The organism is Streptoalloteichus tenebrarius, from assembly GCF_024171885.1.
GTDB lineage: Bacteria > Actinomycetota > Actinomycetes > Mycobacteriales > Pseudonocardiaceae > Streptoalloteichus > Streptoalloteichus tenebrarius.
In genome coordinates, this window is record NZ_JAMTCP010000075.1 from 1 (window position 1) to 15,141 (window position 15,141).

Consider the following 15,141-nt stretch of genomic DNA (forward strand, 5'->3'; position numbering starts at 1 on the left):
CAGGTCTCTCGGCCGCTCGGGATGGATTGCCCGGACAGTAGACAGCACGCGTCCCACGAATGGCAAGCCCAGGGGCGTCCCAGGACGTGGATCGTTCGCCACATCACACCTGCGGCCGAACGCATCCCGTGCTATCGCACCAGTCCGTGATCACACAATCACCCGTCGTGCCGCTAGCCCTCCGGACCTGACCCGCCCCGCGCACCCGCGCTCGACGGGCGACGGGCGACGGGCGACGGGCGACGGGCGACGGGCGACGGGCGACGGGCGACGGGCGACGGGCGACGGGCGACGGGCGACGGGCGAGCGTACGGCTTGTCGACGTCCCCGTGGCGTTCCCCTCAGGAGTCCCGCCAGCGACCCGAAGACCGCGGGCCCCCGCCGCCTACAGGGCTTAGTAAGGGGGGAACCCCCATCTCGAACATCGCACGCGGCACCGACAGAAACGGGGCATCGGATCACCCGGAGGAACGAAGGCAGGCCAGAAATGCCCCGAGCGGGTGATCACCAGCGACCGGAAGACGGTCACCAGTGATCACCCGCTCGGATGTCTCGCCCCTGTGCCGCGCGGACGGCGAGCGCCCCGCCGTTCGGCGGGCGGCCGCACCGCGCCCGGCCCCGCCTACACGGTGGCGGCGGCCTCGGCGATGCGGGCGAAGTCGGTGATCGCGAGCTGTTCGCCCCGGGCCGTCGGGTCGACCCCCGCCGCGCGGAGCACGGCCTCGGCGCGGGCGGCGGAACCGGCCCACCCGGCGAGCGCGGCGCGCAGCGTCTTGCGGCGCTGCGCGAACGCGGCGTCGACGACCGCGAACACGGTCTCGCGGTCGACGCCCGACGGCGGTTCCCTCCTGGTCAGCGCGACCAGCCCCGAGTCCACGTTGGGCACCGGCCAGAACACGCTGCGGGGCACGGGACCGGCCCTGCGCACGTCGGCGTACCAGGCGGCCTTCGCGCTGGGCACCCCGTAGGTCCTGCTCCCGGGGCGGGCGGCCAGCCGGTCGGCCACCTCCGCCTGCACCATCACCAGACCGTGCCGCAGCGAGGGCAGCTCCGCCAGCAGGTGCAACACGACCGGAACGGCCACGTTGTACGGCAGGTTCGCGACCAGCGCGGTCGGCTCGGGCGTCCCGATCTCGGCCGCGCTGACCCGCATCGCGTCGGCCGGCACCACGCGCAGCCGCTCCGCCAGCTCGGGGGCACGGTCCCGCGCGGTGCGGGGCAGCCGCTGGGCCAGCACCGGGTCGATCTCCACGGCCACCACCGCGCGGCACGCGGGCAGCAGGGCCAGCGTCAACGAGCCGAGGCCGGGGCCGACCTCCAACGCGACGTCGTCGGGCCGCAGCTCGGCGGCGGCCACGATGCGGCGCACCGTGTTGGGGTCGTGCACGAAGTTCTGCCCCAGCTTCTTGGTGGGGCGCACTCCCAGCTCCTCGGCGAGCTGACGGACGTCGGCCGGGCCGAGGAGCTGACTGCTCCCCGGCCCGGCCGGTGTGAGGTCTCCTGCCACGGGGTAAGAAACTACTTCGGCAGGCCGAGCTTGTCCGCGCAGTGCGGCCACGCGCCGTATCCGCCGCCCCTGCCGTCGCGCACCTTGGTGGCCACCGCGATCTGCTGCTCGCGGGTGGCCTGGTGCGGGTACTCGGCGTACTGACCGCCGCCGTTGGCGTCCCAGGTGCTCTTGTTGAACTGGAGGCCGCCGTAGTAGCCGTTGCCGGTGTTGGCGGCCCAGTTGCCGGTGGCCTCGCACTGGGCGAGCCTGTCCCACACGGCGCCGTCGACCACCGGCTTGGTGCCGACGCGGACCTTCCTGGGCTTGGGCTCCTTGGTCACCTTGACGGAGATCTGCTCGCGCGCGGTCTCCTTCCCGTTGACCCTGGTCACCCGGAAGACGACGGTCTTCTCGCCCGGCTCGCCCTTGTCCTCGACCTTGGTGGTGCCCTTGACCAGCTCGGGGTCGTCCACCTTCTCCTCGGGCGGGTCGATCTTCTGCTTCTCGGTGACCTCCTCGACCCGGTTCCTGGTGACCTCGATCCGGCTGCCGCTGGTCAGCGGGGTGCCGTTGGCCGGGTTGACGGTGTCGGACTGTTCGAGGGCCACGCCGAGCTCGCGGAGCAGCTCCTCGACGGTCGCGGCGTTGGTGGCGACCTCGCGGGGCTTGGCACCCCCGTCGACGAGCGTGACCACCTTGGCGGTGCGCAGGTCGAGGGCCATCCCCTCCAGCGGGATGCGCCGGGAGCGGTCGGCGGAGACCACGGCGCCGGAGGAGTGCATGCCCAACTGGCGCAGGGCCTCCTCGACGGTCAGGGCGGTCGTCCAGACCTCGCGGCTCCTGCCGTCCACCGTCATCCGCAGCAGCCGGCCGCGCTTGAGGACGATGCGGCTGCCGTCGCCGATCGAGGCGGTCGAGGCCGGGGCCAGCGCGTCGTGCTCGCCGGCGCGGAGGCCGGCGGCGTCGAGGGCGGCGCCGACCGTCGAGGCGAAGGTGTTCAGCTCACGCGTCTCGCCGTCCACGGTGATCGTGACCGACTTGTCCATGGCGACGGCGGTGGCGCCGCCGCCGGTGAGGACCAGGAGCGTCGCCGCGACGGCGGCCCTGGCCAGGGTGCGTTTGCTCACCTGTTGTCCTGTCATCGGGCGTCCGGGCAGGGGAAAGCGCGCTGGCCACGTCACGGGGAAATGACGAGGCTGTCTGCCGCGAAACCACACGGACGGCGCCGCGGGCGGCGTCGTCGGCTCGCACCTCGACGTCGGCGCCCGGCGGCGCCCGATTTCGCGGGGCGCCCGGGGGATCTCCCCATCCCGGCTGTCGGTGACGGGACGCTAACGGAAGATCGCGTTCAGAACAATGGGCGGAGATCCGTTTTTTCGATCAAACACTGAACGTGGAAGATCTTCCCGAGGCTAATCACGTTGCGTCACAAAGAAGGGATCTCGTCGAGCCGGAAAACGCGCTCGGCCGTCGCCGTGACGGCTGAGACCAACTCAACAAGGTCATCCCCGCGCAGCAGGGCGAGATCACGCAACGTGTAGGGGACGCAGTAGGGCTCGTTCGGCCGCCCCCGGAACGGGTGCGGGGTGAGGAACGGGGCGTCGGTCTCCACCAGCATCTGGTCCGGGGGCGCCAACCGCGCGGCCTCGCGGAGCGGGCCGGCGTTGCGGAAGGTCACGGTGCCCGCGAAGGACAGCACGTACCCCGCGTCGAGACAGCGCCGCGCGATCTCGGCGTCGCCGGAGAAGCAGTGGAACACGACGGTGTCCGGCGCGCCCTCCTCCTCCAGGATCCGCAGGACGTCCTCGTGCGCGTCCCTGTCGTGGATCATCAGCGGCTTGCCGACCCGCTTGGCGAGGTCGATGTGCCAGCGGAACGCCTCCTGTTGGGCGTGCGGCGGCGAGTAGTCCCAGTAGTAGTCCAACCCGGTCTCGCCGATGGCGACGACCCTGGGCTGGCGCGCCAGGTCCTCCAGGGTGGCGCGGTCCTGGTCGCCGAAGGCCGCGGTCCTGGTCGGGTGCAGCGCGACGGCGGCGAACACGCGGTCGTCCCACGTGGCGGCGCGGGCGGCCCAGCGGGCCGAGTCCAGGTCGTCGGCGACGGTGACGACGCGGGTGACGCCGACCGCCGCCGCGCGGTCGACCGCCGAGGCGACGTCGGCGGCGTCCGCGCAGCCGATGGCGTCCAGGTGCGTGTGCGCGTCGACCGCCGGGACCGGAAGGGGTTCCGGCGCCGGCGGGCGCTCTCCGTTACGGGACAAGGACTTCCCCTCGGTCCACAGTGGATCGACGTGCCGGGGCGGACCAGGGGGCGGAGCCCCCTGGTCCGTCCACTGTGGTCACGTCAACCGTCCTCACTGGATGGCGGCCCACTCGGGGCCGGTCTCGCCGAGCGCGGGGTCGAGCTTGGCGAACAGCGGCGTCGGCTTGGCCAGCGGCCGACCCACCTCGATCGGCCGCGACTCCCACCGCGCCTGCTCGGCGGCGTAGTCACCGGAGAGCACCGGGTAGACCGAGCCGGCCACGTCCAGGTCCTCGACCTCGCGGATCTCCGGCTGCGCCGCCCACACGCCCTCGCCGCCCAGCAGCTCGTGCACCTTCTGCGCCGAGTGCGGGAGGAACGGCGTGAGCAGGGTGTTCACGTCGCTGACGACCTGCAACGCGGTGTGCAGGATCGTGTCGCGGCGCTCGGGGTCGTCCTTGCGCTTCCACGGCTCCTGGTCCGACAGGTAGCGGTTGGCCGCGCCGACCACGCGCATCGCCTCGCCGATCGCCGCCTTGAACCGCGACCGGCGCAGGTGGTCGCCCACCACGTCGAAAGCGTTGCGCGCCAACGCCTTCAGCTCCTCGTCGGCCTGCTGCGGCGCGGACGGCGTGGGCACGGCGCCGACGTTCTTGTGCGCCATCGAGATCGAGCGGTTGACGAGGTTGCCCCACTCGTTGGCCAGCTCGAAGTTGATCCGGCGGACGAACTCGTCCCAGGTGAAGTCGGTGTCCTGGTTCTCCGGCCCGGCCACGGAGATGAAGTACCGCAACGTGTCCGGGCCGAACTCGCGCAGGAAGTCGGTGACGTAGATGACCGTGCCGCGCGAGGTGGAGAACTTCGAGCCGCTCATGGTGAGGAACTCGCTGGAGACCACCTCGGTGGGCAGGTTCAGCTCGCCGAAGGCGCCCGGCCGGCCGTCCCGGTCGCCCTTCCCGTTGTGGCCGAGCAGCAGCGCCGGCCAGATCAACGAGTGGAAGACGATGTTGTCCTTGCCCATGAAGTAGTACGCCTGCGCGTCGCGCTCGGTCCACCACGCCTTCCAGGCGTCGGCGTCGCCGCTGCGTCGCGCCCACTCCACGGACGCCGACAGGTAGCCGATGACGGCGTCGAACCAGACGTAGAACCGCTTCATCGGCTGCTCGCGCCAGCCGTCCAGCGGGATCGGCACGCCCCAGTCCAGGTCGCGGGTGATCGGCCTCGGCTGGAGGTCGGCGAGCAGGTTCTGGCTGAACTTGAGCACGTTCGGCCGCCACTGGGTGCGGGTGGACAGCCACTGGCCCAGGGACTCGGCGAACGCGGGGAGGTCGAGGAACAGGTGTTCGGTCTCGACGAACTCCGGCTTCTCGCCGTTGATCCGCGACCGGGGGTTGATCAGGTCGGCCGGGTCGAGCTGGTTGCCGCAGTTGTCGCACTGGTCGCCGCGCGCCCCGTCGAAGCCGCAGATGGGGCAGGTGCCCTCGATGTAGCGGTCGGGCAGGGTGCGGCCGGTGGACGGGCTGATCGCGCCCTTGGCCACCTTGGGGATCACGTACCCGTTGCGGTGCAGCGCCAGGAACAGCTCCTGCACCACCTTGTAGTGGTTCCCGGTGACGGTGCGCGTGAACAGGTCGTAGGACAGGCCGAGCCCGCACAGGTCCTCGGCGATCACCCGGTTGTACCGGTCGACGGTCTCCCTCGGCGTGCGGCCCTCCTTGTCGGCCTGCACCTGGATCGGGGTGCCGTGCTCGTCGGTGCCGGAGATCATGAGCACCCGGTTGCCCGACATTCGCTGGAAGCGGGAGAACACGTCGGACGGAACGCCGAAGCCGGACACGTGCCCGATGTGCCGCGGGCCGTTGGCGTACGGCCAGGCCACCGCGGTGAGGACATGGGTGCTCATGTCCGCCTAGCCTACGGTCGACCGGCCCGCGCACCCGAGCGGGTTGGGCCACGGGTGGTGGGAGGGCCACGGACGATGTCGGCGACCCGGCTGCTGGTCTTGGGCGTGGTGCGCATGGCGGGTCAGGCGCACGGCTACCAGGTGCGGCGTGAGCTGCTGACCTGGGGCGCCGACACCTGGGCCAACACCAAGCCGGGGTCGATCTACCACGCGTTGAAGAAGGCGGACAGGGACGGGCTGCTGACCGCCGAGGGCCCCGAGGCCGGGGAGGGCGGGCCGGAGCGCACGGTCTACCGGCTCACCGAGGACGGGGAGACGGAGTTCCAGCTCCTGCTGCGCCGCTCCCTGAGCGAGCCCGGCGACCCCGCCTCGCTGAGCGCCGGGCTGACGATGTTGCCGGCGTTGCGACGGGAGGACGCGATCACGCTGCTCACCGTGCGCGTCAACGCGCTCCAGGCGTCGCTCGGCCGGCTGACGGGCTGGGACGTGACCGACGTCGGGAAGCCCGAGCACGTGCGTGAGCACGTGCTGCTGTGGACGGCGCAGCTCAACGCCGAGATCGACTGGGCGCGGGGGCTGGTCGAGCGCCTGAGGGCCGGCGGCTACCGGATGGCCGGCGAGGCCTGACGTAGGGCCTGACCAGGGGAAACAGCCTCCGGAGATCGACTGGGGAAGCCCGCCTCGCGGCACGCGCTCCCTCGTGTCGGACAGTGAGGGCGGATCTGGCGCGGGCGGGGGCTCCGCTCTCCCGAGGGCGTCCCTGGGCTGGTGCCGACACGTGCGAGGAGACGTCCGTCGGCGGCCTCAGCTCCCGTACACCCGCCTGGAGCAAGGCACTCGTCCGTTCGGGATCAGCGCCGGAAACACGCGATAGTCAAACTTGACTAGCGATCGAGGGCCGGCCATCCTGGCGCCCGGTAGTCAAGTTTGAATTCCCTCGACGGACCCTCGTCCGTCCTCACCTCCCAGGAGGTCCCTGGTGATCCACGTGCGCGGGCTCGCCCGCCGCTTCCACACCCGCCGGTCGACCGTCGACGCGGTCACGGGCGTCGACCTCGACGTCGCCGCCGGCGAGGTCGTCGGCTTCCTCGGCCCGAACGGGGCCGGCAAGACCACGACGCTCCGGATGCTCACGACGCTGCTGGAGCCCTCGGCCGGCTCCGCCGAGGTCGCGGGGCACGACCTGCTGCGCGAGCCGGCCCTGGTGCGGCGGCGCATCGGCTACGTCGCCCAGGGCGGCGGCTGCTCGCCCCACGGCAGGGTCAGGGAGGAGCTCGTCCTCCAGGCCCGCCTCCACCGGCTCGACCGGGACCGGGCCCGCCGGCGTGTCGACGAGCTGATGGACCGGTTCGCGCTGACCGACCTGGCCGACCGGCCCACCGCCAGCCTCTCCGGCGGCCAGCGCCGCCGCGTCGACCTCGCCGTGGGCCTGGTCCACGACCCGGCGGTGCTGTTCCTCGACGAGCCCACCGTCGCGCTCGACCCGCGCAGCCGCGCGCACGTGTGGGACCACGTGCGCTCCCTCAACGCCGAGCACGGCACGACGATCTTCCTGACCACGCACTACCTCGACGAGGCCGACGCGCTCTGCGACCGCGTCCTGGTGATCGACCACGGCCGGATCGTGGCCGCCGGCAGCCCCTCGGAGCTGAAGCGACAGGTGTCAGGGGACGTCGTCGAGGTCGGCAGCGCCCGACCCTCGGCGGTCGCCGAGATCGCCGGCCGCCTGCCGGGCGCGCGCGACGTGACGACCACGGCCACCGGCGTCCGGTTCCACGTGCCCCGGGGGGACACGGCCCTGCCCGAGCTGCTCCCGGCGCTGGTCCTGGCGGGGGTGTCGATCACCTCGGTCCAGGTGCACCGCCCCACCCTCGACGACGTCTTCCTCGCCATGACCGGTCGCCCGCTCCACGACGACACCCAGGAGGCCCCCGTTGCCGCGTGACACCCTGCTGGTCTTCCGGCACACCATCGGCCCGGTGCTGCGCAGCCCGGCGACGATCCTGATCTCGATGGTGCAGACCATCCTCTACCTGGTGTTGTTCGGGCCGCTGCTGGAGGACCTCGTCCGCGTGCCGGGCGCCGCGAACTCCTGGCAGGTGTTCGCGCCCGGCATCCTGGTGCAGCTCGCCCTGTTCACCGGCGCGTTCGCCGGGTTCGCGCTGCTCCCCGACCTGCGGGCGGGCGTGGTCGAGCGGATGCGGGTGACCCCGGTCAGCCGGACCGCGTTGCTCCTCGGCCGGGTGCTGCGGGACGTCGTGGTGACGATGGCGCAGGCGGTGCTGCTGCTCCTGGCCGCGACGGCGCTCGGGATGCGGGCCCCGCTCGTCGGCGTGGTGCTGGGCCTGCTGCTGGCGGCCGTGCTCGCCGGCGCGTTGTCCGCGGCCTCCTACACGATGGCGCTCGCCCTGCCCAACGAGTACCAGTTCGCGCCCGTGGTCCAGTCCGTGACGTTGCCGCTGATGCTGCTCTCGGGCGTGCTCCTGCCGATCGCGTTCGGTCCCGACTGGCTGCGCGCGGTGTCCAAGGTCAACCCGCTCACCTACGCGGTCGACGCCGAGCGGGCGCTGTTCGTCGGCGACTACGGGGCGACCGACGTCCTGACCGGTGTGACGGTGGTGCTCGTCGTGTTCGGCCTCACCGTGTTGTGGGGGACGCGCTCCTACCGTCGCCAGAACGCCTGACCGCGCCTGCCGTGGCGGCCCGCCCCTCCCCGGGGTGGCTCGCCACGGCGGCGGAGGTGGGCGGAGGTCGAGGTCCGAGTCGCCCCACAACACCTGGGCCTTTTACGCCGAACGGGTGAAGATGTGGGGCCATGGAGGCGGTGTGGGTCGTGTCGCGGCCGTTGGTCGGCGACGCCGGACCGGAGCGGGTGCTGCGGCGGCTCGCGGCACGGGCGTCGGCGGCCGGCCTCGCGCCCCCGGCGGCGGTGACCGGCGACTGGTTCGGCGGTCAGGCGGTCCTCGCGCCGACCGTGCGCGTCGAACCCGTCTCCCGCGACCGGGCGTTCACGGCTCTCGACCGGCAACCGGCCGTGGTCGGCGGGTCCGACCTGCCGCCCGGCGTCGTCGGCGGTGGCTGGTTCGGCTACCTCGGGTATGGGCTGACCGACCCGGGGCGCTGGCCGGCGCCCGACGGGGGAAGCGCGCGTCGCCTACCGGACGCGGCGTGGGGCTGGGCGGACCACGTCCTGCGTCGGGACCGCCGGGGACGCTGGTGGTTCGAGGCGTTGGTTCCCGTGGGCTCCCCGGCGCCGGAGGACCTGGTCGAGGAGCTGGGCGCGCTCGTGGCCGCGGCCGAGGACCCGCCGGTCCGGCCCTGGACGGCGGGGCCCACTCGGCGTCGCCCCGCGGAGCGGCACGAGGCCGCGGTGGCCGGGTGCGTGGAGCGGATCGCGGCCGGCGAGATCTTCCAGGCCAATGTGTGCACCCGCTTCGAGTGGGAGTTCGACGGCGACCCGCTGGAGGTGTTCGCGGCCGGGTCCGCGCGGTTGGGGCCGGCGCGGGCCGCCTACCTCGCCGGCGGGTGGGGGGCCGTGGCGTCGCTGTCGCCCGAGCTGTTCCTGGCCCGGCGCGACCGGGTCGTGCGGTCCAGCCCGATCAAGGGCACGCTGCCCCGGCGCGGCCCGGCCAACGCGGGCAACGCCGCGCTGCTGCGGCGCTCCGCCAAGGACGTGGCGGAGAACGTGATGATCGTCGACCTCGTCCGCAACGACCTGGGCCGGGTCTGCGAGGTCGGCAGCGTGACCGTGCCGGAGCTGCTGGAGGTGCGGCCGCATCCCGGCGTGTGGCACCTGGTGTCCACTGTGGAGGGACGTCTGCCCTCGGCCGCGCCGCACGCGGACCTGTTGGCCGCGACGTTCCCGCCGGGATCGGTGACCGGCGCGCCGAAGCTCCGGGCGTTGGAGGTCGTGGCGGAACTGGAGACGACGCCCCGCGAGGTGTACTGCGGGGCGGTGGGCGTGGTCTCCCCACTGGCCGGACTGGAGCTGAACGTCGCGATCCGCACGCTGGAACACCAGGGGGACCGCCTGTGGCTGGGCGTGGGCGGCGGGGTCACCGCCGACTCGGACCCGCACGCGGAGTGGCGGGAGTGCCTGACGAAGGCGGCCCCGCTGGAGGCGCTGCTGTGTCCGGCGGACTGGACCGCCGCCCCGGGCGTCGGCGCGGGCGCTGCCAGCTCAGGTGCCGTCTGACGTGGCCCTCGGCTCGATCGCCGCACCTTCGATCCACGTCGACGCATGACGCGGGTCCGCGTGGACGGGCTCCTGCTGTGGTCGCACTGGTGCGCTGGCCCAACGCACCCCGAACCCCACCACGAGCACCCACCCCCGCGCCTACAGCCCAGAAGTGGGGGGAACCCCCTTTTCAGATCATGACCGAACCATCCGACACTTCCGCCACCACACACCCACCCTCGGGTGACAAGAAGCAGACAAAGCACCCGATCGGGTCGTAGAGACGACCGGCCAGAACCACCGCGACATCCGGAACAGCCAGCGCCCGGAACCCCTCCGGATCGCGGTCAGGAACCCCGCCGAGCAGCGAGGACGGCGTCATACAGCGCCTTCTTACCGGTGCTGGCGCTGGTCTCGGCCACCTCGGCGACGGCCTGCTTCAACCGCGCGCCCTCGGCCACCCGGCGCTCGACCTCGGCCACCAACGCCTCGACGTCGCCCTCGCCGGCCTCCTCCGGCTGGGCCCCGGCCACGACGACGGTCACCGGGCCGGTCACGCCGCCGGCCGCCCAGGCGGCCAGTTCACCGAGGGCCCCGCGCCGCACGTCCTCCCCCGGCCCCGTCATGTCCCGGCACACCGCCGCCGGCCGGTCCGCGCCCCACGCGGCCGCCGCCTCGGCCAACGTCTCGCCCAACCGGGCCGGGTCAGCGTGGAACACCACCGTCCTCGGCTCGCGGGCCAGGTCCGCGAGCCATCGCCGCCTCGCCTCCGGCCCGTCCGGCGGCGTGTCCTCGAAGCAGAACCGGTCCGAGGGCAGCCCGGACAACGCCAGCGCCGCGGTGACCGCCGAGGGACCCGGCAGGCAGGACACCGACGCCCCCTCGGCCGCGCACGCGGCCACCAGCTCCGGCGCCGACGCGCCCGGGATCCCGTCGGAGGTCACCACGAGCACCGTCGCGCCGTCACGGATCGCCTCGACCAACGGCCCGACCGGCTCGTCCGTGTCCGTCACCCGACCGGTTGGCGGCGCGTTGAGCCCGGCCGCCGTCGCCCGCAGCCACGCGACGTCGTCGGTGACGACGACGTCGGCCGTGCCGAGCGCGTCGGCCAGCCGGGGCGAGGCGTCGCGGGGCTGTCCTATCGGGGCGGCGGCCAGCACCAGGCGGCCGGAACCGGATACGGGGTTCACGCAGCCCACCCTACGATCGGCCGAGTGAGCGAGCGGAGCGAGCGAACCATCGAGCACAGCGGTGTCCCTCGCACCGCCCCCGGCCCCGAGGAGGCGGGCGCCGGTGTCCTGGTCCGGCAGGCCCCGGAGCCGGCCGACGAGGTCGTGCCGCTCGGCGCGGTCCCCCCGCCGGAGGACCGCGCGCCGCTCGACCCCGCCGAACGCCTGGGCCCGCCCCCGCCGACCGACCGGCTCCGCGGCTGGGTGACGGCGCTCGCGCTGGCGGTCCTCGGTGGCCTGGTGCGGTTCTGGAACCTCGGCTTCCCCACCGACAAGGGCACGCCGGTCTTCGACGAGAAGCACTACGTGCCGCAGGCGTGGCAGGTGCTGCGCAACGGCGGGTACGAGGACAACGCCGGCTACCGGCTCGTGGTGCACCCGCCCCTCGGCAAGCAGCTCATCGCGGTCGGCGAGTGGCTGTTCGGCTACGACGGCTGGGGGTGGCGGTTCTCCGCCGCGGCCGCCGGCACGGTCAGCGTGCTGCTGATCGTGCGGATCGCCCGTCGCCTCACCCGCTCCACGCTGCTCGGCGCGCTGGCCGGCGTGCTGCTGATCTGCGACGGCGTCAGCCACGTGCAGTCCAGGGTGGGGATGCTCGACATCTTCCTGGCGGTGTTCGTGCTGGCGGCCTTCGGCTGCCTGCTGGTGGACCGCGACCAGGTGCGGCAGCGCCTGGCGGTGGCCGTGCGCGAGGGCCGGGTGGCCGAGACCCCGTGGGGGCCGCGCCTGGGCTTCCGCTGGTGGCGGTTCGGGGCGGGCGTGCTGCTGGGCCTGTCCTGCGGCGTGAAGTGGTCCGGCTCCTACTTCCTGGCCGCGTTCGCCGTGTTGTGCGTGTTCTGGGACGTGACGGCGCGCCGCGCGGCGGGTGTGCCCCGGCCCTGGGTCGGCACGGTCGTGCGCGATCTTGCCCCCGCCCTGTGGTCGTTGGCCGTGGTGCCGATCCTCGCCTACCTGGCGACGTGGTGGGCGTGGCTGGCGAGTGAGACCGGCGTCGACCGGCACGCCGTGGGCAGGGACGTCGGCGCCGACTCGGCGTTCTGGTTCGTGCCGGACGCGCTCCGCTCGCTGTGGTTCTACAGCTCGAAGGTGCTGGAGTTCCACAACTCGCTGGTCACCCCGGAGAAGCCGCACCCGTGGGAGTCCAAGCCGTGGACGTGGCCGATGGGCCTGCGGCCGATGCTCTACTACCTGGAGTCGGGCGGGGGCGCGCCGGGCTGCGACGGCCGGCAGGACTGCCTGGGCGCGGTGATGCTCGTCGGCACGCCGGCGATGTGGTGGCTGGCCTTCCCGGTGCTGGGCTGGGCCCTGTGGCGGGCGGTGACGCGGGCGGACTGGCGCTACACGGCGGTGCTGGTCGCCTACGCCGCGGGCTGGCTGCCGTGGTTCGTCAACCTCGACCGGCAGATGTACTACTTCTACATCACGCCGGTCGCGCCCTTCCTGGTGCTCGGGCTGGTGTTGGTGATGGGCGAGGTGTTGGGCAGGGCCAGGGCCGGCGCGGAGCGCAGGGGCACGGGTCTGCTCGTGGTCGCGATCTACACCGGGCTCGTGGTGGCGAACTTCGCCTGGCTGTGGCCGATCCTCAACGGCAACGCCATCCCCCTGTGGTGGTGGAACGCCGAGATGTGGCTGCCCTCGTGGCGTTGACGCCCCGCCGTTCCCGTGCCCGGGGGCAGAGCCCGCCCGGGTCGGCCCGCTTCCGCTCGCCGCCAGCGACGAGGCGGCGCACGCCTCCGCTGACACCGCCGATCGGCGGGTTGTTCACCCCGGCAACCAAATCTAGGTTTCCTGGTCACAGGGTGCCCTGCGTCGACAGTCGAGAAGAACGAGCCTCCGCAACGGCCCCGTCGCCCCCGCGCGACGGGGCCTTGTCGGAGTGCCGGACGCACGGGGAGAACACCCATGACCGGAGTACGCCGCCGCGACCTGCTCGCCGGCGCCGCAGCCCTGGCCGGCTTCGCCACCGTCGGACTCCTGCCCGGCACGGCGGCCGCGGCCACCCGCCAACGGCCGGGCGCGGCCAACCCGCCCTCGCTCGGCGTCGGCGACCGGGCGGTGACCGCGCGGGTCAGCGCGCGCCGCGCCCTGGAGCACATCCGGCACCTCAGCGAGACCATCGGACCGAGGATCGGCGGCACCCCGTCGGAGCGCAGGGCCGCCGACTACCTCGCCCGCGAGCTGCGCGACCTGCGTTACGACGTGAAGCTCCAGCCGTTCCCCGTGGCCGACAAGCACCTCGCGGACGTCCTGGGCGACGGGATCCGCTGGCAGTCGGCGGCGTCGCCGGACGGCGCGCTCGACGTGTCCGTGACCGGTGACGTGGTCGACGTCCGCGCCGGCGCCGCCGGCGACTACCCCGCCGACGTCCGCGGCAAGGTCGTCCTCGTCGACCGGGTGCGCGGCAGCGAGCTGGCGCAGGTCAAAACCGCTGTCGAGAAGGGCGCGGCCGCGGTGGTGCTCGTCGCGACACCGGCCCCGACAGCCCCCGACCGCAGAGCGGGCTCCTTCTCCCCCTCCCTGAAGGAGCGCGTGGCCGTGCCGGTGCTCGGCCTGGCCCAGGTGCACGGCGAGAAGGTCAGGGCGCGCCTGTCCGGAGGCCGGCTCCGACTGACGCTGCGCGTGACCCACCACAAGAACCTGACCTCCTACAACGTGATCGCCGAGCGGCCGGCGACCCTCCCGGTCGGGGACAGGGGCGTCGTGATGGTCAGCGCCCACTACGACTCGGTGCCGGGCTCCCCGGGCGCCAACGACGACGGCAGCGGCACGGCGCTGTGCCTGGAGCTGGCCCGCGTCCTGCGCCACCTGCCGACGCAGAAGGCGGTGCGGTTCGCCCTGTGGGGCTCCGAGGAGCAGGGCCTCATCGGCTCCAAGTACTACGTGTCCAAGCTCGACGACGCCGGGGCGAAGCGCATCGCCGGCTGCTTCCAGAACGACATGGTGGCCACGAGCCACGACCCGGCGACCCGGTACTGGCTGTTGTCCGTCGACGGCGGCGACAACGCCACCACGAAGGCCGTGGCCGACGCCGCCCGACGCCTGGGCTACACGCCCCGCGTCAGCGGCCCGGTGGCGAGGGGTTCCAGCGACCACGTGCCCTTCCACGAGCGCGGCATCGCGTCGGCGAACTTCAGTTGGCGCGGCGAGGGCGGCCCCCACCTGCTGGAGCCGACGTACCACACGCCGGAGGACACGATCGAGGCCAACATCAGCCTGGAGCGGCTCCAGGTCTCCCTCGAACTGATCGGGTGCGCGGCCTACGACCTCGCCCGCCACCGCTGACCCCCGCGAGGAATCACCCGCCGACTCCTCCGACACCACCCAGGAAAGGCCGGGCGTTCCCCCGCCCGGCCTTTCCGTGTTTCCCTCACATCTGCCCCGACGTCCCCACGACGAAGCCACCCCAGCACGGTGTCCCAGCCACACCCATCAGCACCCGACCGGGGCTCACCAATGCCGCCAGGCACCAGCACGCCCCCATTCGTCCGGCCCCACAACCGGTTGTGGCCACGCCCCCGGGAATCCCACGAGAAACCACCACTCCCCCACTGACCCGGCACATCCCGCTGTTCACGCCCGCCCCGCACCCTCGGACGCCTCACCAATGGCCCACCAATCGCCCCACCACGAGCACACCAGCGCCCCATCACAGGCCCGGACAGCAAAGACAACCGAGCCGACTCGCGCTCACACATCCCCGGCCAAACAGCCGGCGGTCGAAGACCACCCCGGCGGCTGGCCATGCGAGGGCCGAACGGGATACCCAGGGCGCGCGGTGCGTCTAGGGGCTCGCCAGCCGCGCCCAGCAGTCATGCGGCTGGTGTCACCCCACGACGCGCGTCTGAGGTCGGGCGCCAACCAGCCGCGCCCCCTCCCCCGCTGAGCCCAGCAGTCGTGCGGCTGGTGTCAGCCCACGACGTGCGTCTGGGGTCGGGCACCAGCCAGCCGCGCCCAGCAGTCGTGCGGTTGGTGTCAGCCCACGACGCCCGTCTGGGGTCGGGCACCAGCCAGGCGCGCTGGCGAAGCCAGCCGCGCCCCCCCTCCCCCGCTGAGCCCAGCAGTCGTGCGGTTGGTGTCAGCCCACGGCGCGCGTCTGAGGTCG

Annotated in this window: 12 protein-coding genes; 6 read left to right on the forward strand and 6 right to left on the reverse strand. The window is 73.2% G+C overall.

Annotated elements, in window-relative coordinates; all coding sequences use genetic code 11:
- Window positions 1-622: 622 nt before the first annotated feature.
- The 4 genes from rsmA to metG form a co-directional block, all read right to left on the reverse strand.
- Window positions 623-1,507: a 16S rRNA (adenine(1518)-N(6)/adenine(1519)-N(6))-dimethyltransferase RsmA gene (gene rsmA, locus LX15_RS31325; RefSeq protein WP_253674728.1), complete on the reverse strand. Its 885-nt coding sequence runs from the start codon at window positions 1,505-1,507 to the stop codon at window positions 623-625.
- A gap of 11 nt (window positions 1,508-1,518) precedes the next feature.
- The gene (locus tag LX15_RS32845) at window positions 1,519-2,616 is read right to left on the reverse strand and encodes a resuscitation-promoting factor (protein WP_308213548.1); all 1,098 of its coding nucleotides are present in this window, start codon (window positions 2,614-2,616) and stop codon (window positions 1,519-1,521) included.
- A gap of 299 nt (window positions 2,617-2,915) precedes the next feature.
- Entirely contained in the window at window positions 2,916-3,749 is an 834-nt protein-coding gene (locus LX15_RS31340; protein WP_253674729.1) for a TatD family hydrolase, read from the reverse strand.
- A 93-nt stretch (window positions 3,750-3,842) separates the two neighbouring features.
- Window positions 3,843-5,633, reverse strand: coding sequence for a methionine--tRNA ligase (gene metG / locus LX15_RS31345; RefSeq protein ID WP_253674730.1), 1,791 nt, complete (start codon window positions 5,631-5,633; stop codon window positions 3,843-3,845).
- Window positions 5,634-5,708: 75 nt separating this feature from the next.
- Between metG and LX15_RS31350 the strand changes: the two genes are divergently transcribed.
- The 4 genes from LX15_RS31350 (at window position 5,709) to LX15_RS31365 (ending at window position 9,828) form a co-directional block, all read left to right on the forward strand.
- Window positions 5,709-6,260 carry a PadR family transcriptional regulator gene (locus tag LX15_RS31350; protein WP_253674731.1) on the forward strand — a complete coding sequence of 184 codons (552 nt, stop codon included), beginning with the start codon at window positions 5,709-5,711 and terminating at the stop codon, window positions 6,258-6,260.
- Window positions 6,261-6,612: 352 nt separating this feature from the next.
- On the forward strand, window positions 6,613-7,578 hold the full coding sequence (locus LX15_RS31355; protein ID WP_253674732.1) for an ATP-binding cassette domain-containing protein: 966 nt from the start codon (window positions 6,613-6,615) through the stop codon (window positions 7,576-7,578).
- The gene (locus LX15_RS31360; RefSeq protein ID WP_253674734.1) at window positions 7,568-8,317 is read left to right on the forward strand and encodes an ABC transporter permease; all 750 of its coding nucleotides are present in this window, start codon (window positions 7,568-7,570) and stop codon (window positions 8,315-8,317) included. The genes LX15_RS31355 and LX15_RS31360 overlap by 11 nt, the downstream gene beginning before the upstream one ends.
- Before the next feature lie 140 nt (window positions 8,318-8,457).
- Window positions 8,458-9,828 (forward strand): aminodeoxychorismate synthase component I, encoded by a 1,371-nt coding sequence (locus LX15_RS31365; RefSeq protein ID WP_253674743.1) that lies wholly within the window; start codon window positions 8,458-8,460, stop codon window positions 9,826-9,828.
- Between the two features lie 172 nt (window positions 9,829-10,000).
- Here the strand turns inward: LX15_RS31365 and LX15_RS31370 are convergent, their stop codons facing one another.
- On the reverse strand, window positions 10,001-10,192 hold the full coding sequence (locus LX15_RS31370; protein WP_253674736.1) for a hypothetical protein: 192 nt from the start codon (window positions 10,190-10,192) through the stop codon (window positions 10,001-10,003).
- Entirely contained in the window at window positions 10,158-11,000 is an 843-nt protein-coding gene (rsmI, locus tag LX15_RS31375) for a 16S rRNA (cytidine(1402)-2'-O)-methyltransferase (protein WP_253674739.1), read from the reverse strand. Before rsmI ends, LX15_RS31370 begins: the two co-directional genes overlap by 35 nt.
- Window positions 11,001-11,108: 108 nt before the next feature.
- On the opposite strand from rsmI, the gene LX15_RS31380 reads away from it, so the two are divergent.
- Complete coding sequence (locus LX15_RS31380; RefSeq protein ID WP_301305575.1) at window positions 11,109-12,686, forward strand: dolichyl-phosphate-mannose--protein mannosyltransferase; 1,578 nt, start codon at window positions 11,109-11,111, stop codon at window positions 12,684-12,686.
- Between the two features lie 255 nt (window positions 12,687-12,941).
- Window positions 12,942-14,321, forward strand: a complete 1,380-nt coding sequence (locus tag LX15_RS31385; RefSeq protein ID WP_253674741.1) for a M28 family peptidase — start codon at window positions 12,942-12,944, stop codon at window positions 14,319-14,321.
- The last annotated feature ends 820 nt before the right edge of the window (window positions 14,322-15,141 follow it).

Bases quoted from the DNA above. Each gene is read 5' to 3' on its own strand.
- LX15_RS31370 (WP_253674736.1), bottom strand. From the start codon at position 10,192: ATGACGCCGTCCTCGCTGCTCGGCGGGGTTCCTGACCGCGATCCGGAG.
- LX15_RS31350 (WP_253674731.1), top strand. From the start codon at position 5,709: ATGTCGGCGACCCGGCTGCTGGTCTTGGGCGTGGTGCGCATGGCGGGT.
- LX15_RS31385 (WP_253674741.1), top strand. From the start codon at position 12,942: ATGACCGGAGTACGCCGCCGCGACCTGCTCGCCGGCGCCGCAGCCCTG.
- metG (WP_253674730.1), bottom strand. From the start codon at position 5,633: ATGAGCACCCATGTCCTCACCGCGGTGGCCTGGCCGTACGCCAACGGC.